Annotated in this window: 23 protein-coding genes; 9 read left to right on the top strand and 14 right to left on the bottom strand. The window is 56.2% G+C overall.

Features of this window, described 5'->3' with window-relative positions; genetic code table 11:
* Positions 1 to 160: 160 nt before the first annotated feature.
* Positions 161 to 1,759, top strand: a complete 1,599-nt coding sequence (locus MWU55_RS00620) for a phosphoenolpyruvate carboxykinase (RefSeq protein ID WP_246933766.1) — start codon at positions 161 to 163, stop codon at positions 1,757 to 1,759.
* A 111-nt stretch (positions 1,760 to 1,870) separates the two neighbouring features.
* A complete protein-coding gene (locus tag MWU55_RS00625; protein WP_246933767.1) occupies positions 1,871 to 2,695 on the top strand; it encodes an alpha/beta fold hydrolase in 825 nt (274 codons plus the stop codon).
* On the opposite strand, the gene MWU55_RS00630 is transcribed toward MWU55_RS00625, so the two are convergent.
* The gene (locus MWU55_RS00630; RefSeq protein ID WP_246933768.1) at positions 2,692 to 3,459 is read right to left on the bottom strand and encodes a sulfite exporter TauE/SafE family protein; all 768 of its coding nucleotides are present in this window, start codon (positions 3,457 to 3,459) and stop codon (positions 2,692 to 2,694) included. The two genes, MWU55_RS00625 and MWU55_RS00630, sit on opposite strands and share 4 nt — an antisense overlap.
* A gap of 191 nt (positions 3,460 to 3,650) precedes the next feature.
* On the opposite strand from MWU55_RS00630, the gene MWU55_RS00635 reads away from it, so the two are divergent.
* The gene (locus MWU55_RS00635; protein ID WP_246933769.1) at positions 3,651 to 5,300 is read left to right on the top strand and encodes an acyl-CoA dehydrogenase family protein; all 1,650 of its coding nucleotides are present in this window, start codon (positions 3,651 to 3,653) and stop codon (positions 5,298 to 5,300) included.
* Here MWU55_RS00635 and MWU55_RS00640 read toward each other — a convergent pair.
* Positions 5,297 to 5,719 (bottom strand): DUF3995 domain-containing protein, encoded by a 423-nt coding sequence (locus MWU55_RS00640; RefSeq protein ID WP_246933770.1) that lies wholly within the window; start codon positions 5,717 to 5,719, stop codon positions 5,297 to 5,299. The two genes, MWU55_RS00635 and MWU55_RS00640, sit on opposite strands and share 4 nt — an antisense overlap.
* 85 nt (positions 5,720 to 5,804) lie before the next feature.
* On the opposite strand from MWU55_RS00640, the gene MWU55_RS00645 reads away from it, so the two are divergent.
* Both MWU55_RS00645 and MWU55_RS00650 read left to right on the top strand, forming a co-directional pair.
* Complete coding sequence (locus tag MWU55_RS00645; RefSeq protein ID WP_246933771.1) at positions 5,805 to 6,365, top strand: TetR/AcrR family transcriptional regulator; 561 nt, start codon at positions 5,805 to 5,807, stop codon at positions 6,363 to 6,365.
* Positions 6,366 to 6,404: 39 nt separating this feature from the next.
* Entirely contained in the window at positions 6,405 to 6,797 is a 393-nt protein-coding gene (locus MWU55_RS00650) for an META domain-containing protein (protein ID WP_246933772.1), read from the top strand.
* Here MWU55_RS00650 and recO read toward each other — a convergent pair.
* The 12 genes from recO to folK form a co-directional block, all read right to left on the bottom strand.
* On the bottom strand, positions 6,778 to 7,518 hold the full coding sequence (gene recO / locus MWU55_RS00655) for a DNA repair protein RecO (protein ID WP_246933773.1): 741 nt from the start codon (positions 7,516 to 7,518) through the stop codon (positions 6,778 to 6,780). The genes MWU55_RS00650 and recO overlap by 20 nt on opposite strands.
* Before the next feature lie 37 nt (positions 7,519 to 7,555).
* Positions 7,556 to 7,885 (bottom strand): DUF1491 family protein, encoded by a 330-nt coding sequence (locus MWU55_RS00660; RefSeq protein ID WP_246933774.1) that lies wholly within the window; start codon positions 7,883 to 7,885, stop codon positions 7,556 to 7,558.
* Positions 7,885 to 8,802 carry a GTPase Era gene (gene era / locus MWU55_RS00665; protein WP_246933775.1) on the bottom strand — a complete coding sequence of 306 codons (918 nt, stop codon included), beginning with the start codon at positions 8,800 to 8,802 and terminating at the stop codon, positions 7,885 to 7,887. Before era ends, MWU55_RS00660 begins: the two co-directional genes overlap by 1 nt.
* A gap of 5 nt (positions 8,803 to 8,807) precedes the next feature.
* Positions 8,808 to 9,488, bottom strand: a complete 681-nt coding sequence (gene rnc / locus MWU55_RS00670; protein WP_246933776.1) for a ribonuclease III — start codon at positions 9,486 to 9,488, stop codon at positions 8,808 to 8,810.
* Positions 9,485 to 10,264: a signal peptidase I gene (lepB, locus tag MWU55_RS00675; protein ID WP_246933777.1), complete on the bottom strand. Its 780-nt coding sequence runs from the start codon at positions 10,262 to 10,264 to the stop codon at positions 9,485 to 9,487. Before lepB ends, rnc begins: the two co-directional genes overlap by 4 nt.
* Positions 10,265 to 10,379: 115 nt before the next feature.
* Complete coding sequence (gene acpS / locus MWU55_RS00680; RefSeq protein WP_246933778.1) at positions 10,380 to 10,778, bottom strand: holo-ACP synthase; 399 nt, start codon at positions 10,776 to 10,778, stop codon at positions 10,380 to 10,382.
* Complete coding sequence (locus MWU55_RS00685) at positions 10,775 to 11,398, bottom strand: LysE family translocator (RefSeq protein WP_246933779.1); 624 nt, start codon at positions 11,396 to 11,398, stop codon at positions 10,775 to 10,777. The genes acpS and MWU55_RS00685 overlap by 4 nt, the downstream gene beginning before the upstream one ends.
* Entirely contained in the window at positions 11,395 to 12,147 is a 753-nt protein-coding gene (locus MWU55_RS00690; protein WP_246933780.1) for a pyridoxine 5'-phosphate synthase, read from the bottom strand. Before MWU55_RS00690 ends, MWU55_RS00685 begins: the two co-directional genes overlap by 4 nt.
* A gap of 36 nt (positions 12,148 to 12,183) precedes the next feature.
* A complete protein-coding gene (locus MWU55_RS00695) occupies positions 12,184 to 12,831 on the bottom strand; it encodes a DUF2062 domain-containing protein (RefSeq protein ID WP_246933781.1) in 648 nt (215 codons plus the stop codon).
* A gap of 33 nt (positions 12,832 to 12,864) precedes the next feature.
* A complete protein-coding gene (locus MWU55_RS00700) occupies positions 12,865 to 14,973 on the bottom strand; it encodes a bifunctional (p)ppGpp synthetase/guanosine-3',5'-bis(diphosphate) 3'-pyrophosphohydrolase (RefSeq protein WP_246934461.1) in 2,109 nt (702 codons plus the stop codon).
* Positions 14,974 to 15,034: 61 nt separating this feature from the next.
* Positions 15,035 to 15,391, bottom strand: coding sequence for a DNA-directed RNA polymerase subunit omega (rpoZ, locus tag MWU55_RS00705; RefSeq protein WP_246933782.1), 357 nt, complete (start codon positions 15,389 to 15,391; stop codon positions 15,035 to 15,037).
* 81 nt (positions 15,392 to 15,472) lie between these two features.
* A complete protein-coding gene (gene folK / locus MWU55_RS00710; protein WP_246933783.1) occupies positions 15,473 to 16,069 on the bottom strand; it encodes a 2-amino-4-hydroxy-6-hydroxymethyldihydropteridine diphosphokinase in 597 nt (198 codons plus the stop codon).
* A 102-nt stretch (positions 16,070 to 16,171) separates the two neighbouring features.
* Here folK and MWU55_RS00715 point away from each other — a divergent pair, with 102 nt between their 5' ends.
* The 4 genes from MWU55_RS00715 to rnhA all read left to right on the top strand — a co-directional run bounded on the left by MWU55_RS00715 (position 16,172) and on the right by rnhA (position 18,877).
* Entirely contained in the window at positions 16,172 to 16,729 is a 558-nt protein-coding gene (locus MWU55_RS00715; protein ID WP_246933784.1) for an NYN domain-containing protein, read from the top strand.
* A 103-nt stretch (positions 16,730 to 16,832) separates the two neighbouring features.
* Positions 16,833 to 17,792 (top strand): 4-hydroxy-3-methylbut-2-enyl diphosphate reductase, encoded by a 960-nt coding sequence (gene ispH / locus MWU55_RS00720; RefSeq protein WP_246933785.1) that lies wholly within the window; start codon positions 16,833 to 16,835, stop codon positions 17,790 to 17,792.
* Between the two features lie 49 nt (positions 17,793 to 17,841).
* The gene (locus MWU55_RS00725) at positions 17,842 to 18,432 is read left to right on the top strand and encodes a class I SAM-dependent methyltransferase (protein WP_246933786.1); all 591 of its coding nucleotides are present in this window, start codon (positions 17,842 to 17,844) and stop codon (positions 18,430 to 18,432) included.
* Positions 18,425 to 18,877 (top strand): ribonuclease HI, encoded by a 453-nt coding sequence (gene rnhA, locus MWU55_RS00730; RefSeq protein WP_246933787.1) that lies wholly within the window; start codon positions 18,425 to 18,427, stop codon positions 18,875 to 18,877. Before MWU55_RS00725 ends, rnhA begins: the two co-directional genes overlap by 8 nt.
* The last annotated feature ends 6 nt before the right edge of the window (positions 18,878 to 18,883 follow it).

The following is an 18,883-nucleotide window of genomic DNA, read 5'->3' on the forward strand; positions in this document are numbered from 1 at the left end:
GCTAACTGGACAATGTGCGCTGTTCCATCGGAATACCGTCGTGCTATAGGCCGATCACCGGCCCTCGTTCACATGAGGGTTGGCGTGCGGGGATTTCTCTGCGCTCTCATGTGAAACAGATACGCCGGGGAACAGACGGACCGGCGACAGGAGCATATAAATGACCACTGGACGGGTAAACCCAGCGCGCCGCTTGGAAGATCAAGGCATCACCGGGCTGGGCAATGTCTATTACAACCTGATGGAGCCAGCTCTGATCGAAGCCGCACTGGACCGCGGCGAAGGCAAGCTTGGACAAGGCGGCACCTTCCTGGTTGAGACCGGCAAACACACTGGCCGTTCTCCCAAAGACAAATTTGTCGTCAAGACTCCCAGCGTCGAGCCACACATCTGGTGGGAAAACAACCCGCCGATGGATCCGGCCAAGTTTGACGTTCTCTACGAAGACATGCTGGAGCACATGAAAGGCAAGGACTATTACGTTCAGGACCTTTTTGGTGGCGCCGATCCTGCGCACCGTTTGGATGTACGTGTCGTGTCTGAGCTGGCATGGCACAACCTGTTCATCCGTCACCTGCTGCGCCGCCCCGACCGCGACGAGCTGGACGAGTTTGACCCGCAGTTCACCATCATCAACTGCCCGACCTTCTTGGCCGATGCCAAGCGTCATGGCTGTCGTTCGGAAACAGTGATCGCGCTGAACTTCGACCGCAAGCTGATCCTGATCGGCGGCACTGAATACGCTGGCGAAAACAAGAAATCGGTCTTTACGCTTCTGAACTACATGCTGCCCGAAAAGGGCATCATGCCGATGCACTGCTCGGCCAACCACGCCACGGGCAATCCGGTCGACACTGCCATCTTCTTTGGCCTGTCGGGCACCGGTAAGACCACTCTGTCGGCTGACCCAGAACGCACGCTGATCGGTGATGACGAACATGGCTGGTCAGACACCGGCACCTTCAACTTCGAAGGCGGCTGCTATGCCAAGACGATCAACCTGTCAGCTGAAGCCGAGCCCGAAATCTACGCCACGACCCAGAAGTTCGCGACTGTGATCGAGAACATGGTCTATGACGAAGAGACCAAAGAGCTGGACTTTGAAGATGACAGCCTGACGGCCAACATGCGTTGCGCCTATCCGCTGCACTACATTGCCAACGCTTCGGACACCGCCATCGGCGGACACCCCAAGAACATCATCATGCTGACCTGCGATGCGTTTGGTGTTCTGCCTCCGATCGCGCGCCTGACACCTGCGCAGGCGATGTATCACTTCTTGTCGGGCTTCACCTCAAAAGTGGCTGGCACCGAAAAAGGTGTGACCGAGCCTGAGCCGACTTTCTCGACCTGCTTTGGTGCGCCCTTCATGCCGCGCCGCCCGGCCGAGTATGGTGCGTTGCTGCGTGACAAGATCGCAAAGCACGGTGCTACCTGCTGGCTGGTGAACACCGGTTGGACTGGCGGCGCTTACGGCACAGGTTCGCGGATGCCAATCCGTGCAACGCGCGCCCTGCTGACCGCTGCTCTGGATGGCTCTCTGGCTGAAGCAAAATTCCGCAAGGATGAAAACTTCGGCTTCGAGGTTCCGGTGAAGGTAGAAGGCGTAGCCGATCTGCTGCTTGACCCGCGCCGCACCTGGCAGGACACCGCAGCCTATGACGCCCAAGCCGCCAAGCTGGTCAAGATGTTCTCGGACAACTTCGTTCAATACGAAGGCGACATTGATGACGACGTGAAAGCTGTCGCTATCGGCTAAGAATACGGCTCTTTAGCTTACAAACGCCCTGGCCAAGGCTGGGGCGTTTTCGTTTTGGCTGACGCGCGGTCATGCTTTACGCGCACGTCAAGTTTGCGCTTGCATGTCTCTATGGTTGAAACCGTCACCATACCCGGCCCCGCGCCATTAACCGGCAGCTTCTTCGCAGCAACGCAACCGCGCGCATTTGCTGTCTTGAACGGTGCTACCGGAGTACCGCACAGATTCTATCGCCACTTTGCCGCGTGGTTGGCCGAGACACAGGGCGTGTCCTGTTTAACCTACGATTACCGCGATTTCGGCGCTTCGTCGCGCGGCCCGGTTCGGGATGTAACAGCTTCGATGCTGGATTGGGGGCTGCACGACACCCAAGCGGCACGTAATTGGCTGGAAACTCGGGCGAAGGGCTTGCCTCTTTGGCTGATGGGCCACTCTTTAGGTGGGCTTATGCTGGCGCGGCAAGAACGAACTAAGGACATTGCGCGGGTAATCACCGTTTGCACAGGCCCCGTCCACACCACGGATCATCCATGGCCCTTTCAAGCCACGGTGCGCGCGTTGTGGTTTGCGGTAGGCCCTCTTTCCACGGCAACCTTTGGATATGTGCCCAAGCAATTCTCGGGCCTGGGCACAGATATTCCCGGCCCGGTTTTCAAACAATGGAAACGCTGGTGCACGACACGCGGATACCCTGCAAAGGACCCCTTGATCCCAGCCGCCCCGCTGGCCGCGTTTTCATGTCCTGTTCGCACGGTGTCGATGTCAGATGACACATCAGTTCCGCCGGTTGCAGTGGAGCGCATGACAGAGCTTTATCCCGGCAATGATACAGAGCATCTTGCACTCACACCACAGCAGTTTGGGTTGAGAAAAGTTGGGCATGTTGACGTTTTCCGACACGAGAACGCCAAGGTTTGGCCTGCGCTGATCGCCTAGCCGATCAGGCCCTTGCGGATCAGATTCAGTCCCGCGATGGTCAGCACAATCAAAGTCGCCCGCTTGAACAATTTCTGCGGCATCTGGTCGTGCAATCGCCCCCCAAGCATCATGCCTAAGAAGGCTGGTAAGAGCATCGCAAGGGACAATGGGACTGTATAAGGATTCACGACGCCGGATTTGATATGCGCTGCAAATAGCACAACGGCCCCAATGCCATAGACCACCCCTTGCGCGCGCATTTGCTCGGCCTTCGGTGTCTCAATCGCTGTCAGGTAAGCCACCGTCGGCGGCCCCCATATCCCCGAAAAGCCACCAACGAACCCTGCCAGCGCTGCTGCGATACCCTCGTCACGAGCACGGTTTTCAGGTTTGAGGCGTGGGATCCAGCCGGCAAGTTGCATCAAACAGAACGCTACCACCGAAATCCCGATTGCGATGAACATCAAATTCGTCGGGACAAAGCTTACAATCTGCGCGCTTAAAGCAAGCATGACGACAAGGACAACAAGGAACAGGCGAAATCTCGTGACGGCGTGCCAAACAGCGCTTGTGCCCTGACGGATCGCTTGCATCCCATTGCTAAGAACTGTCGGTAGGATAAGTGCCGCCAACGCAACCTCGGCAGACAAGACCGTTGCCAGACCGGATATCATGATCAACGGCATTCCAAATCCAACGACCCCCTTCACGAACCCTCCGAAAAGGGTCACGCTGAATGCAAGTACCAGCGTCAAGATGGGTAGATCGGCAAGTATGCCCAAAGCGTTTCTCCTGTTACATCTCTCTTTTACAAGAGCGGTATTTGAGACGCACCCAACAAATCGCAACGTCACTTTCGTTCGATTTGAAGTCCATTGTTGTATTTTTATTGCGCTGCAACTGCAAAAGGATTATTTCTCTGCAGACGCAAAATAAGCAGCCGAATCCCGGCCGTGTGTGACAGGAGTTTTCCATGACCAGCGCCCTGATCGACAACCTTCTTGACCTGACCGGTGCGGCCGTTGCCCCGGTTGAAGCTACATTTGAGGCCGCAAAGGAAAATGTCCGGGCACTTGTTTCGGATGGCGACCGTGTTTCTGGTGCCAAGCTGGAAGAACACCAAGCCGCGGCGCACGCTCTGGCTTGGCTTGCCACCTATGCCGAAAGCCTGCGCCAGATGAACGCTTGGGCCAGCCGCCTTAACGACGATGGTCGCTTAGGCGAGATGGAAAAGCTGATCCTGCAGATTGCCTTTGGTGAATATCTTGCCCAGATGAAGGGCGGCATGATGATGAGCCAGAACGAAATGGCGCGTCTGGCTGATATGGGCGTTGATGGCGCGACACTGGACACCGACGCGATCAACACGTTGGTGGCAGAGGGCAACAATCAAGCTGCCCGCACCCGTCTGGTCGAACTGATGCAAGACAATGCAGGCCACGCGACCTTCGGCGCGACCGGGCTGGATGAAGAACTTGAGATGATCCGCGAACAGTTCCGTCGTTACGCGGATGAACGCGTTGTCCCGAACGCCCATGAGTGGCACCTGAAGGACGAATACATCCCGCTGGAAATTCTGGAAGAGCTGGCCGAGATGGGCGTCTTCGGCCTGACCATCCCCGAGGAATACGGCGGGCTGGGCCTGTCGAAAGCCTCGATGGTTGTGGTCTCGGAAGAGCTGTCGCGCGGCTATATCGGTGTGGGCTCGTTGGGCACCCGCTCGGAAATCGCCGCCGAACTGGTCGAGGCCGGCGGTACCGAGGAACAAAAGCAACACTGGCTGCCCAAGCTGGCCAGCGCAGAAATCCTGCCGACCGCCGTGTTCACTGAACCCAACACTGGCTCGGACCTTGGTTCACTGCGCACTCGCGCAGTCAAGAATTCTGATGGCGACTATGAAGTGACTGGCAACAAGACCTGGATCACCCACGCAGCGCGGACCCACGTAATGACGCTGCTGGCGCGCACCGACCCAGACAGCAAAGACCACCGCGGTCTGTCGATGTTCCTGGCCGAGAAAACCCCCGGCGACGACGAAAACCCATTCCCGACCGAAGGTATGACCGGCGGCGAGATCGAGGTTCTGGGCTATCGCGGTATGAAGGAATTCGAGCTGGGCTTTGACGGCTTCAAGGTGAAGGGTGAGAACCTTTTGGGTGGCGTTGAAGGTCAGGGCTTCAAGCAGCTGATGAAAACCTTCGAAGCAGCCCGCATTCAAACCGCCGCCCGTGCGATCGGTGTGGCTCAGAACGCGCTGGAAATCGGCATGCAATATGCCGAAGACCGCAAACAGTTCGGCAAATCGCTGATCAACTTCCCTCGCGTGGCCAACAAGCTTGCCATGATGGCGGTCGAAATCATGGTCGCACGTCAGCTGACCTATTTCTCGGCTTGGGAAAAGGACCACGGCCATCGCTGTGACCTTGAAGCTGGTATGGCCAAGCTTCTGGGCGCGCGTATCGCATGGGCCTGTGCGGACAACGCGCTTCAGATCCATGGCGGCAACGGCTTCGCGCTGGAGTACCAAATCAGCCGCGTATTGTGTGACGCGCGTATCCTGAACATCTTCGAAGGTGCTGCAGAAATTCAGGCCCAAGTCATCGCACGACGCCTTTTGGGCTAAAGCGCAGACCAGAAACCCAAGGCCAGAATTAGGCAAAGTGGGCTGTAGAAAATCAGGTTGAGCCGTGCAAACGGCTCTTCCATGCGAACGCCAAGTGACGGAAGTACATAGCTGACTAGTCCGCGCAGGCCGAAAACGGCCACCAATCCCCAACCCATTAGGTTCAGCAGCCAGATTGGTGCCATGGCTGACCCGTTGCTGATGCCGTACAAAATCAACGCAGCATTTAGCAAAGCAAAGGCAACCAATCCTGATGCCCAGCCCGGCGGCATTCTTGTAATCCCCGGCGCGCCAACCACTGTGCGCGCAAGCGCTGCTTCATCCCGGACAGGCCACCAGACCCCCAAGGCCCACAGCACATGTACGCCCGCAGCTCCAATCAATATCGCATAGGTGAGAATTAGTAGAATCGTTTGCATTTCAGCCTTCCCTTACATACATACGCTTGCGTATGGTGCATGTCGTTGCTAAGTTGTCAATACGCTTGCGTATGGAGCTTGAACAGTGGCGAATTCAAAAGAAAAACTAAGCGCAGAAAGCTGGATCCTTGCCGGGTTTCGTGCCCTTGCCCGATCCGGTCCACAAGCCTTAAAGGCAGAACCCCTTGCGCGCGAAGTTGGCGCAACTAAGGGGTCTTTTTATTGGCATTTCAAAGATGTACCCGCATTTCACGAAGCCATGCTTATCCTGTGGGAGGAGAGAGCCGTTGATGACATCACGCACTTCCTAGACGCCGAGACCGATCCAGTCCGCAGGCTTTACATGCTTGGTGATATCTCGACTTCGACCGATGAAGAACATGGCGGCGACGCGGTAGAACCTGCTATTCGCGCATGGGCGCAAAGCAACCATACGGTAGCGAATGCCGTAGAGCGTGTCGACCGTAAGCGCATGGAGTATCTCTCGGGCATTCTGTCCGATCTGGGCCTGACCAATCCCGATTTTACGCGCATGATTTACGGGGCCTATATCGGCATGGGCACCTTGTCGGCCAAAGATGGAGCAGACAATCAAAGCGCGATGAGTACACTTTTGGCCGCCCTTTTGGCCCTGCGTGATGCCTAAGACTGGAAAACATCCGGGTTTGCCCCCATTTTGAAACGCATGAGATTACTTCTATTCATTGCAGCGACCGCTACCCTAATGGGTTGCAAGGACGAAACCATATCGGGATATGCCGACGCGGATGCAGAATGGCGGCTGGTCGAGCTTGATGGGGATACGTTTCCCGCCCGCGCCACGATCACCTTTCCAGAAAAAGGCCGCATCGCCGGGAAAGCGCCCTGCAACAGCTTTTCGACGGCTCAAAAAGCCCCCTATCCTTGGTTTGAAACGGGTCCAATCGCATCGACAAAGATGGCGTGCTCCGATCTTGAGGCTGAGAGCGCTTTCTTCGAAGCCCTAAGTCAGATGCAAATTTCCGAGGTCTCGGGCAACACGCTGATCCTGTCCAGCGAGGCAGGGAGTGAGATGGTGTTTACGTCCGCTCTTCCTTGATCGAGTCGCGTTTTAGGCGGTCCAGAAAGCGCGCGCGCGCTTCTGGCAAAGGCCTGTCTCCCAAGGCGTGCGCCACCCCGTGTGTCAGGAAGTGACCTGTTGTTGTCAAACCATCCAGCACATTCGTGAGTGTACCATCCCCAGCCCCTAAGAGCTCTGGCGGTAACGGCAAAAGCTTGTCTGCCCATTCCCCTGCCCCTTCTGCGGACACAGCGCGGCCAGTGTTGGGTGAGACATACGCCAATTCATCCCGACCCCCAGTGACTGCGCATTCGGACAAGTCCAGCCCAAACCCCAGTTCCTCCAGCAACGCCAGTTCCCATTTTAAATAGGCCGTGGGCCACGCTTCGTTCACGCCAAGAAGATCCAGCATGGATTGGGTGCGTTCGTATAGGACGGGGTGGGGTTCACGCTCGGGCAGAGCAAAGCCCAGAAGGGCGGTGATCGCATTCAACCCGGCCAACGCTGTGCGGTCAGACATGACCAAGGCGCGACTGCGCAAAGGTTCCACAGTGTAGCTGCCAATATGCTCTTCAAGACGCGCGCGCCATGCAACATCGAGCTGAGCGCCAGGCTGTAGGATCGGAGCAATCTTGCGACTAACACCCCCACGCACGACACCCGCGTGACGCCCGTGTTCTTTGGTGAACACCTCAATGATGGCGGAGGTTTCGCCGTGTTTGCGCACGGACAAAAGCGCCCCTTGATCCCGCCAATCCATCGCTCATCCTCCTGAAAGGACCATAGACGCAGTAGGGTCAGTCGGAAAGGCCCGGTTCATCCAGCAAATGGCGGCCTCCGCGGTCCTCGACTTCAATCACCCAAAGGTCAGGATCAAAGCCCTTTTGCCGGGTAAGGGCGGCATCGACGTCAGCCTCGTCCCCCTCAGACAGTACCATCCAACAGCGCTCGCCCGTCATTAGGTCAAAGCTGCGCTGATAAGCCACCGCCTGCCCGTCGAGGGTGTTCATCTTGACCAAAACGGCCCCGGCAGTCGCGTCGCCCTTTTGGGTGATGAAGGCCGGGATATCTTGCAAACGCAAACGCGTCAGATAGGCCGAGACCCAGACATCCGCGGTCAGGCGCATCACTTATTCCCGTCGCGGAAATCTAGCCCCATTTCCGAGTAGCGCTCTTTTTCTTCAAGCCAGTTGGGACGAACCTTCACCTGCAAAAACAGATGGATCTTGCGGCCCATAAACTCTTCTAGCTCGGCACGGGCGGATTGACTGACGGCTTTGATCGTCTCGCCCTTCTTTCCCAGAATGATGCCTTTGTGGCCATCGCGGGCGACATAGATGATCTGGTCGACGCGGGCCGATCCATCTTTGCGCTCTTCCCAGTTTTCGGTCTCAACCGTCAGCTGATAGGGCAGTTCCTGATGTAGGCGCAGGGTCAGTTTCTCGCGTGTCATCTCGGCTGCAATCATGCGCATGGGCAGGTCGGCGATCTGGTCTTCCGGGTAGAGCCACGGGCCTTCCGGCAAGTGATCGGCCAGCCATGTGCGAAGGTCTTTCACACCATGACCTTTTTCGGCCGAGATCATAAATGTCTCAGAAAAATTGTACCGCTCGTTCAGGTCTTTCGCCAGCGCCAACAGAGCCTCTGATTGCACCCTATCGATCTTGTTGATCGCAAGCGCCACGGTGCGGCCCTTCCCGATCTCTTCCAAACCTTCAAGGATACGCTTCACGCCGTCGGTAACACCGCGATGCGCTTCAACCAACAGGACGATGACATCCGCATCAGATGCCCCGCCCCAAGCGGCGGCCACCATGGCGCGGTCCAACCGGCGACGTGGTTGAAACAGCCCCGGCGTGTCCACAAACACGATCTGTGCATCGCCTTCGATTGCCACGCCACGGATGCGTGCGCGGGTCGTTTGAACCTTATGCGTCACGATCGAGACCTTGGCCCCAACCATGTGATTGGTCAGCGTCGACTTGCCCGCATTGGGTTCGCCGATCAGGGCGACAAATCCCGCGCGTGTCTGAGCATCTGACATGTTTTTTATCCTTCAACCTGCGCCAAAAGCGCCTTTGCGGCAGCCTGTTCGGCGGCACGTTTCGAATTGGCTTGCGCCGTGGCAGATTTCCCATCAGCCAGCTGCACCTCAATGGTGAACATTGGCGCGTGGTCCGGGCCTTCGCGCCCAGTTTCAACATATTTCGGCACCGACATCTTGCGTGCTTGCGCCCATTCCTGAAGCGCGGTTTTTGCATCACGCGCATCTGCTTCAACCTTGTGAATGCGGTCACCCCAGAGGCGAAGGATCATATCGCGGGCAGGATCCAGCCCACCATCAAGATAGACCGCAGCGATGACGGCTTCCATTGCATCCCCAAGCAGCGCCAGCTTGCGCCGCCCGCCGGTCTTCATTTCAGACCGGCCCAGTTTCAGCACATCGCCCAGATCAACCTGACGGGCAACGTCTGCACAGGTTTCCTTCCGCACCAATGCATTGTAGCGCGGGGCAAGCGTTCCTTCGGGCGCATTTGGATCATCTGCCAAAAGCTTCTCGGACATAACCAGTCCAAGCACCCGGTCACCAAGAAACTCCAGCCGTTGGTTGTCAGGCCGCGTGACCGATGAAATCGACCCATGTGTGAGGGCGCGGATCAACAGGTCGGGTTTCGAAAACTCATGCCCGATACGCGCCGCGAAGGCTTGAAGATCCGCCGAGAGCTTCACTCGATTTCCTTGAAGAAGCGGTCTGAACGCCACGTCCAGAAATATACCAATCTTTTGCCGGCAGACGAAAACATCACGCGATCCGCACGGCCCAGAAGGTATTCAGCGGGCACGAAGCCTACGCCGCCTCGATTTCGGTGAACTCGGCTGTCCACCGAATTGTCCCGGTTATCGCCCATAAAGAAATAATGTCCTTCTGGCACAGTGCTGACGTTCGTGTTGTCTGAAGACTGATCTCTGATGTTGAGAACCGAGTGTTCTACGCCACCGGGCAATGTTTCGATAGACTTTTCTTTTAGGCATTCAGCCCCGTCGCCAACCGGGGAATTGTGACACTGTGGATAATTGCCAAATCGCCCCTGGGGCTGCTTCAACTCCGAGAAAGTTCCGTCAGGTGTTTGAACCGCTTCTTCCCCATTCACGAACACAACCCCGTTTTTCACTTGGACCTTGTCACCCGGCAAACCAATAACGCGCTTAACGTAATCGACATTTAGCGTCGGATGGCGGAACACCACCACATCGCCGCGCTCAGGCTCTCCGGCGAAAATGCGTCCCGAGATCGGGCAGCTTGAGAACGGGCAGGAATGCTTGGAATAGCCATAGGCCATTTTGTTCACGAACAGAAAGTCGCCAATCAGCAGGGTATCTTTCATCGACCCCGAGGGGATCCAGAATGGTTGAAAAAACAGCGTGCGGAAGATTCCGGCGATGATCAGCGCCCAGAAGATCGTCTTAACGTTCTCCCACAGGCCATCTTTCTGCTTCTCGGTCATGTAGCTGCCTTTTATCTGTCAGGCCACAGGGGCCGAAATCTGTTGTGGGCGATATGGGCGGATGGGGGGCAGGAGTCAAGTTTCGCCCGCCGATTAGGCGGCTTTGGCCGGGGTTTTAAGCGGGTCGCGCCTCAATCACCACAAATGCCTGCGCCCAAGGGTGATCATCCGTTAGGGTGACGTGAATCACGGCCTCGTGCCCGTCTGGCGTCATCTCGTCCAAACGTTCCTTGGCCCAGCCTGTCACCTCCATCACAGGTTGGCCTGAACGCAGGTTTGAAACCGCCATGTCGCGCCAGCTGATCCCCATGGCAAGCCCAGTTCCAAGCGCTTTGGAACACGCCTCTTTCGCCGCCCAACGCTTGGCAAGCGTTCCAGCTTCATCTTTGCGACGCGCGGCTTTGGCCAATTCGCGTTCGGTAAAGACACGATTGCGGAAACGATCGCCGAAGCGTTCCAGAGTACCCTGAATCCGTTCGATATTCGCAAGGTCTGTACCGATGCCAAGGATCATTCGGTACGCACCGTTAGTATTTTCAAACTTGCCGCTCCAAACAGAGCTGCGAACGCGAGCTCAAACCAACGCCGTGCATCACGGTATATCGAGACAGCTTTTGGGGTAGAGAACAGATATGCGTATCCAATGAAAACCAGAATGCCCCCGGTATAAAGAAAGGCAAACATGCCAGCGATATGCGCTCCCGGTGCGGACGGAGGCAGGATGATTGAGAAAACCGCCCCCCACGACAAAATCGCTTTGGGGTTGGTCAAATGTACCAGAGCACCCTTTTTGAAAGCAGCTACTCGCGATCCTTTGGCGACGGCACCTTCATCAATAGTATTCACAGTAAATGCGGACCTCAGGGACCTGATTGCAAGATACAGCAGATAGGCAGCGCCTGCATATTTAATGGTTGCGAACAGCCAACCATAAGACAGCATCAGCGCTCCCATCCCGAGAGCCGCTGTAATTCCCCAGAAAGCGCCGCCAGCTAGGATGCCCAAAGCAAATGCAACACCTTGTTGCCGTCCTTCTGACATCGAGGTCGCTGCAATACCCAGCGTCGCTGGCCCGGGCGAGGCTCCGGCCAAGACCCATCCGACCCATACGATGGCAAGCTCGAACCCACTCATCCCCGCGCCTCATCCATCAGGCGGCGCATTTCGGCGATGGCATCGGGCAATCCGCGAAAAATGGATTCGCCAATTAGGAAATGGCCGATGTTCAATTCAACCACTTCTGGCATGGCCGCGATGGGCGCCACCGTGTCATATGTCAGGCCGTGGCCCGCGTGAACTTCAAGACCCAGTGAATGCGCAAACGCCGCGCCTTCACGCAAGCGTTCTAGTTCTGCGTCACGTTTTTCGAACTCGCCTTCTGCGTGGAAATCGCAATAGGCCCCAGTGTGTAGCTCGACAACTGCAGCCCCAATCTGGGCCGAGGCCTTGATCTGATCGGCATCTGCATCAATGAACATGGACACACGGCACCCAGCGTCCCGCAGCGGTACGATATAGTCCCCCAAACGATTGTCATTGCGTGCAACGTCCAACCCCCCCTCAGTCGTCAGTTCCTCGCGCTTTTCGGGCACGAGGCAGACCGCATGGGGTTTGTAGCGTAGCGCAATCGCCTGCATTTCATCAGTTGCGGCACATTCAAAGTTCAAAGGCACCGTCAAGGCGGCCATCAGGCCATCGATGTCTTCGTCGCGAATATGGCGGCGGTCTTCGCGCAGATGTGCTGTAATGCCATCTGCGCCGGCCTCTTGCGCCAGCTCGGCCGAACGCACCGGATCAGGATAAGCTGACCCACGTGCGTTGCGCACAGTCGCCACGTGGTCAATGTTCACGCCAAGCCGAAGCTTGTCAGCTGTCTGAGTCATATCCGTGTTCCTAAACTAGTTCCGTTTGGAAAAGTGTTACTCGTTTTTCGTGGGACCGCCATCCCCGGAAAACCGTTCGGCCATACGTTTTTCATATCGGGCCTTCAGCTTCTTGATCCGGCGGCGCTGATAGGCATGGATCAGAGGATTGGCCAGGATGTAGGCGGAAATGCCAGCAACAAATCCGGGGATTAGACAGCCCACCAGATACGGCAGAAAAACCCGATCATAAAAGCGGCTCAGCTTTGACCAATCCGCGGAGGCTTCGGTGAACATCGCTTTGAGGTTGCTCCATAAATCATTGGTAGCGGCGGCGAAACTGGAAACGATTTCAGGAAGATGGACCGTAACCTCGTGCCCCAACATAGCATGACCCAGATTGACCGACAGTTCAGCAATCAGCGGGAAAGTGATGGGGTTGCCAATGAAGGTCGCCAATAGTGAAGCGAGTACATTTCCGCGCAAAAGCCATGACAGAATGGCCGCTGTCAGAAAGTGTAGCCCGTAAAACGGGGTGAATGACGCAAACACACCAGCTGCGATCCCGCGCGAGATCCGATGCGCAGGATCAGGAAGGCGTCGAAGCCGATGGATCACATATTGTGCTGCACGATACCACCCGCCGCGCGGATAGAAGAACTCCGCTACGATTCGCAAATACGATCGCGGGTTTCGTTTAAACACCTGTGCTTCCTTTGGCCTGCCCTAGCGGGTTGATTATGGTTTACGTGTAATATCCCGATGCCGCTGCACCGTCGCCACGTCGCTGTCTGCCTCAAGCGCAAGCATGATGGCATGTAAATGTTCGACATCCCTAAGCTGAACATCGACGATCAGGCGGTAGAAATCCGGTTTCCGGTCCTCAAACCGTAGGTCCGAGATATTGGCCTTCTGTTCGCCAATCAAGGTGCAGATGCGCCCAAGTACCCCAGCGTCATTCGAAATCGTTAATTCGATGCTTACGATGTGGATGGCTGGGTGCTTGCCCGAATGCCAATGCAGATCCACCCAGCGCGAGCTGTCATCATCAAGTTCGGCCAAGGCGTCGCAGTCGATCGTGTGCACCATCACACCCTTACCGCGATACGAAATACCGACAATTCGTTCGCCCGGCACCGGTTGGCAGCATTGGGCCGGGGCGAAGTCCTGACCGGCGGCCAGACCAACCACGGCGACATCACCGTCGATTTCGTCACCTTCCTGATCCGCTTCGGGATACAGAATGCCGACAACATCGCGCGCCTGAAGTTCAGCCGAGCCAAGACGGGCCAAAAGCTCGTCCGTATCTTTCAGTCGCAACTGTTTGGCGGCGGTGGAAAGGGCCTTATCGCTCACTTTCCGTCCAACATGTTCAAACGCTAGGCGCGCAAGTTCGTGGCCCAAGCGAACATAGCGTTCGCGGTCGTCGTTGCGCAACTTCTTGCGGATCGCAGCCTTGGCACGACCGGTCACAACAATATCGATCCATGTCGCCTGCGGGCTTTGGCCTTCTGCGGTCATAATCTCGACCGACTGACCGTTCTTGATGCGGGTCCAGAGTGGTACGCGAATGCCATCGACTTTGGCACCAACGCAACTGTCGCCAATGCGCGTGTGGATGGCATAGGCGAAGTCCAAAGGTGTCGCTCCGCGCGGCAGTTTGACCACTTCACCCTTCGGGGTGAAGCAGAACACTTGGTCTTGGTACATCTCAAGCTTCACATGCTCGAGGAATTCGTCGTGGTCGTCGGCTGCTTCAAACCGTTCGGTAAGGGACGAGATCCACTTGGCCGGATCAACGGCAAACGGGTTTTCCACCCTGATCCCGTCGCGGTATGACCAATGTGCCGCCACCCCGGTTTCGGCAACCTCATGCATCTCGCGTGTACGGATCTGAACTTCAACACGTTTGCCGTCGCGGCCAGACACTGTGGTGTGGATCGACCGGTAGCCATTGGATTTCGGTTGGCTGATGTAGTCTTTGAAACGGCCTGGAACAGCGCGCCAGCGTTGGTGGATCGCGCCAAGCACACGATAGCAATCTGCATTGGTTTCGGTGATCACACGGAACCCATATGTGTCAGACAGGCGCGAGAAGCTCTGCCCTTTCTCCTCCATCTTACGCCAGATGGAGTAGGGCTTTTTCGCACGCCCAAACACCGTCGCTTCGATGCCTGCTTTATCAAGCTCCAGCCGAATGTCACCGGTGATCTTTTCGATCACATCACCGCTTTCCTTCTGAAGGCGAAGAAAGCGTCGCATGATTGAACTGCGCCCTTCCGGGTTCAGAACGTGAAACGCCAAATCCTCCAGCTCTTCCCGCATCCACTGCATCCCCATGCGACCAGCAAGAGGGGCGTAGATGTCCATCGTTTCGCGCGATTTCTGCACTTGCTTGTCCGGGCGCATGGCCTTGATCGTGCGCATATTGTGCAGACGGTCGGCGAGCTTCACCAAGATCACGCGCATGTCCTTGGACATGGCCATAAAGAGCTTGCGGAAGTTTTCAGCCTGTTTCGTCTCGGACGAAGACAGCTGAAGATTGGTTAGCTTGGTGACACCATCGACCAGCTCGGCAATCTCTTTGCCAAACAGTTCAGCGACTTCGCCATAGGTCGACCCGGTATCTTCAATCGTGTCGTGCAAAAAGGCAGTGACGATCGTTGCGTCGTCCAACTGCATATCCGCCAGAATTTCGGCCACCGCGAAGGGATGCGTGTAATAGGGATCGCCGGAATGGCGATACTGCCCAAAATGCATTTGGCCGCCATATTCAAAGGCGGCCATAAGCAGGTCCGAGTTGGACTTTGGATTGTAGGTCGAAATGCGTTCGATCAGACCGTCGATATCGAGATCAACAAGCTCGTCTTTCCAGCTCGTCACTCGTGACGCCCCCGTTCGCTTTCGCTTAGCCCTGACCCTGCGCTTCCATCAGCGCACGCAGCAGCTTTTCTTCCGACATATCATCGTCTGCTGGCTTATCAGCAGATTCAGCACCCATAAGCAGCGCCATGCTGTCTTCTTCGGGTTCATCCACCTCGATCTGAGTCTGGTGGTTTTCGATCATGCGTTCGCGCAGCTCGTCCGCCGTCTGGGTTTCATCTGCGATTTCGCGCAGCGCCACAACGGGGTTCTTATCATTGTCGCGATCAACAGTGATCTCGGCACCTGCCGAAATTTCACGCGCACGATGCGATGCCAGCATCACCAGATCAAACCGGTTCGGCACTTTATCTACGCAATCTTCAACCGTCACACGGGCCATGTCAGCTCTATTCCTTGCAAGGGGATGTGAAACGTCTGTCTATGACTCTGAAAACGCAATGACAAGCCCAAACGCCCGATTTCACGTCAATTCAAAGGGTGAAACCTCACTTTTTGCGGCATCGGACAGCGCATCTGCCATATCTTTGATGGTTTGACCCAGAACTGGATGCCGCCAATCCGGCCATACTTCGGCCAGAGGAATCAGAGCAAACGCCCGATCTTGAAGGCGCGGATGGGGCAAAATCAACTGCTCTGGCGCTTGCTTCATTTGCTCTTCAATTGGCAAGTTCATCCAATAGCTGAACGCATCACGATCCGGCAGGACCAGTTCTTCATAGGCAATGAGATCGATATCCAGCGTCCTCTGCGACCAACGTGAGGGTCTTTCCCGCCCAAACTCATCTTCAATTTCGTGCAGCTTTTTCAGTAGAATTTCAGCCGAAATTTCCACCTCTAATAGCGCAGCGACATTGATGAAATCCGGCCCGGCACCCGCCGGAAAGCAAGCTGTGCTATAATATCTACTATTGGAGGTGATTCTCAGGCCTCGATCTGCAAAACTATTTAAGGCATCGCGTACAAGACGCGCAGAATCCGATAGCGCAAACGTTACGTTACTTCCCAGAAGAACTAACGCTTTTGTATAGGTTTTTTGAGGATTTTTTGCTTGCGGCACAGCGCGCGTTCCCTAGATTGCATTAAGTGTTTGCTTCGTTAAGTGATTTCAATCCTACCACTCACGGAATTGCTCGGCGAAGAGAATTAGAAAGGATAATTAATGTTCTATCGCGACGAGCGACTTGCGCTTTTTATCGATGGATCCAACCTTTACGCGGCCGCCAAGTCGCTGGGGTTTGATATCGATTATAAGCTGCTTCGCCAAGAATTTATGCGGCGTGGCAAGCTGTTACGCGCATTCTACTATACCGCCTTGCTGGAGAATGACGAATATTCCCCCATTCGCCCGCTGGTGGACTGGCTGCATTACAACGGCTTCTCAATGGTAACGAAGCCCGCCAAGGAATACACCGATTCCATGGGGCGCCGGAAAGTCAAAGGCAACATGGACATCGAACTGGCCGTGGATGCGCTTGAACTGGCCGACCACATCGACCACGCGGTCCTATTTTCAGGCGATGGCGATTTCCGCCCTCTTGTCGCTGCACTTCAGCGAAAAGGTGTGCGCGTTTCGGTCGTGTCCACCATTCGCAGCCAGCCTCCGATGATTGCAGACGAACTGCGCCGCCAAGCCGATAACTTCATCGAGCTGGACGAGCTGAAAGATGTTGTAGGCCGACCACCGCGCGAGTTTGATGGCGGTGAAGACCAAGACTAATCCCGATCAGGCCGAAGCAACCGCTTCGGCCTGTTTCCTTTCTGGGGTGGCTCTGGACGCCCGGATCGAAAACCCTTACCTCTGACGCTGATCGGAGGACGCTATGACCAAACCCGCCCTGACATTGTATCTCGCCGCACCAAACGGCTTTTGCGCTGGTGTTGATCGCGCCATCAAGATTGTCGAAATGGCGATCGAGAAATGGGGCGCGCCCATCTATGTCCGCCATGAAATTGTGCATAACAAGTTTGTCGTGGATGGTTTGCGTGAAAAGGGGGCTGTTTTTGTTGAAGAGCTGACCGAATGCCCCGATGACCGCCCGGTCATCTTCTCAGCACATGGTGTGGCAAAGTCGGTTCCCGCCGAAGCGTCGCGCCGCGAAATGGTCTTTGTAGACGCGACCTGCCCGCTTGTCTCAAAGGTCCATATCGAGGCTGAACGGCACCACGAAGCCGGTCTGCAGATGGTCATGATCGGACATACCGGCCACCCCGAGACAGTCGGCACCATGGGCCAATTGCCCGACGGTGAAGTCCTGCTTGTCGAAACGGTTGAAGACGTGGCCACCTTGACACCACGCGACCCCGAACAGCTGGCCTATATCACGCAAACCACTTTGTCTGTGGATGACACAGCCGGAATCGTCGCGGCCCTTCGCGAACGCTTCCCCGCCATTGTTGGCCCCCACAAAGAAGACATCTGTTACGCCACGACAAACCGCCAACACGCGGTCAAAGCGGTTGCGCCGAAGTCAGATGCGCTTCTGGTAATCGGAGCGCCAAACAGCTCGAACTCGCGCCGCTTGGTTGAAGTCGCCCGCGCAAACGGGTGCGACTATTCAATGCTTGTTCAACGTGCCTCTGAAATTGATTGGCGTTCGCTGGAAGGCATCCGCACCGTCGGACTTACGGCCGGCGCGTCAGCCCCTCAGGTGCTGGTGGATGAAGTCATTGACGCGTTCAAAGATCGCTATGATGTGACTGTTGAGCTTGTTGAAACTGCGCAAGAAAACATTGAGTTCAAAGTGCCCCGCGTGCTGCGCGAGACATCAGGTGCCGCATGACGTCATCAGGCTCTACGGTTGACCAGTTGTCCGTGGCATTGAAACGCTTATGAGCCGTTTGGACGCAAAGACCATTGCGGTGTATGACACCCAAGCGAAAGAATATGCAGCCCGGCGTGCAAACCGCATCGAGCCCGGACTGACTGTTTTCACACCCAAACTTCGCCAAGGCGGGCATGTGCTTGATCTTGGCTGTGGCCCCGGCGACGCCTCTGTCCACTTTCTGAAGGCTGGTTTCACCGTTGACGCCGTGGATGCCAGCGCGTCGATGGTTGCCCTCACGCGCGAGCTGGGCGTCAACGCGCGCCAAGCCACGTTTGATCAGATCGATCAAGTAAATGCCTATGACGGGATATGGGCCAGCTATTCCTTGTTGCACGCCGCGCGCAGCGATATGCCGGACAATCTGGCCAGATTGCGCACTGCCCTAAAGCCCGGTGGCAAGCTGCACATCGGTCTGAAACTGGGAAGTGGAGAATCCCGCGATCCGATAGGCCGGTATTACACCTACTACGCGCTTGACGAGCTGATCGGTTTGCTGGAAACCGCTGGCTTTACACCCGAGGCTTGGGAAACAGAAGATGCTGTCGGCCTGGATGGCAAAGCGTATCAAGGGATTTGGATGCACGCGAATGGCTGAGTTTTATGCATATACAGACGGGGCGTGTTCCGGCAATCCGGGCCCAGGGGGCTGGGGCACTTTGCTTCAGGCAAAGGAAGGTGAAACCGTCGTCAAGGAGCGCGAGTTAAAGGGTGGCGAGGCTTTGACCACCAACAACCAGATGGAGCTTATGGCAGCCATCATTGCGCTTGAAACCCTTGGCAAACCCTGCGCTATCACCGTGATTACAGACAGCACCTATGTGAAGAACGGCGTCACAGGCTGGATTCATGGATGGAAAAAGAACGGTTGGCGAACCGCCGCGAAGAAGCCTGTGAAAAATGCTGAACTTTGGCAACGTCTGGACGAGGCGCAATCCCGCCATCACGTCACTTGGGAATGGGTGAAAGGGCATGCTGGCCACCCCGAAAACGAGCGCGCGGATGAGCTGGCCCGGGCAGGAATGGCGCCGTTTAAAGACTGAAGTGTC

The organism is Aliiroseovarius sp. F20344, assembly GCF_023016155.1.
Taxonomy (GTDB): domain Bacteria; phylum Pseudomonadota; class Alphaproteobacteria; order Rhodobacterales; family Rhodobacteraceae; genus Aliiroseovarius.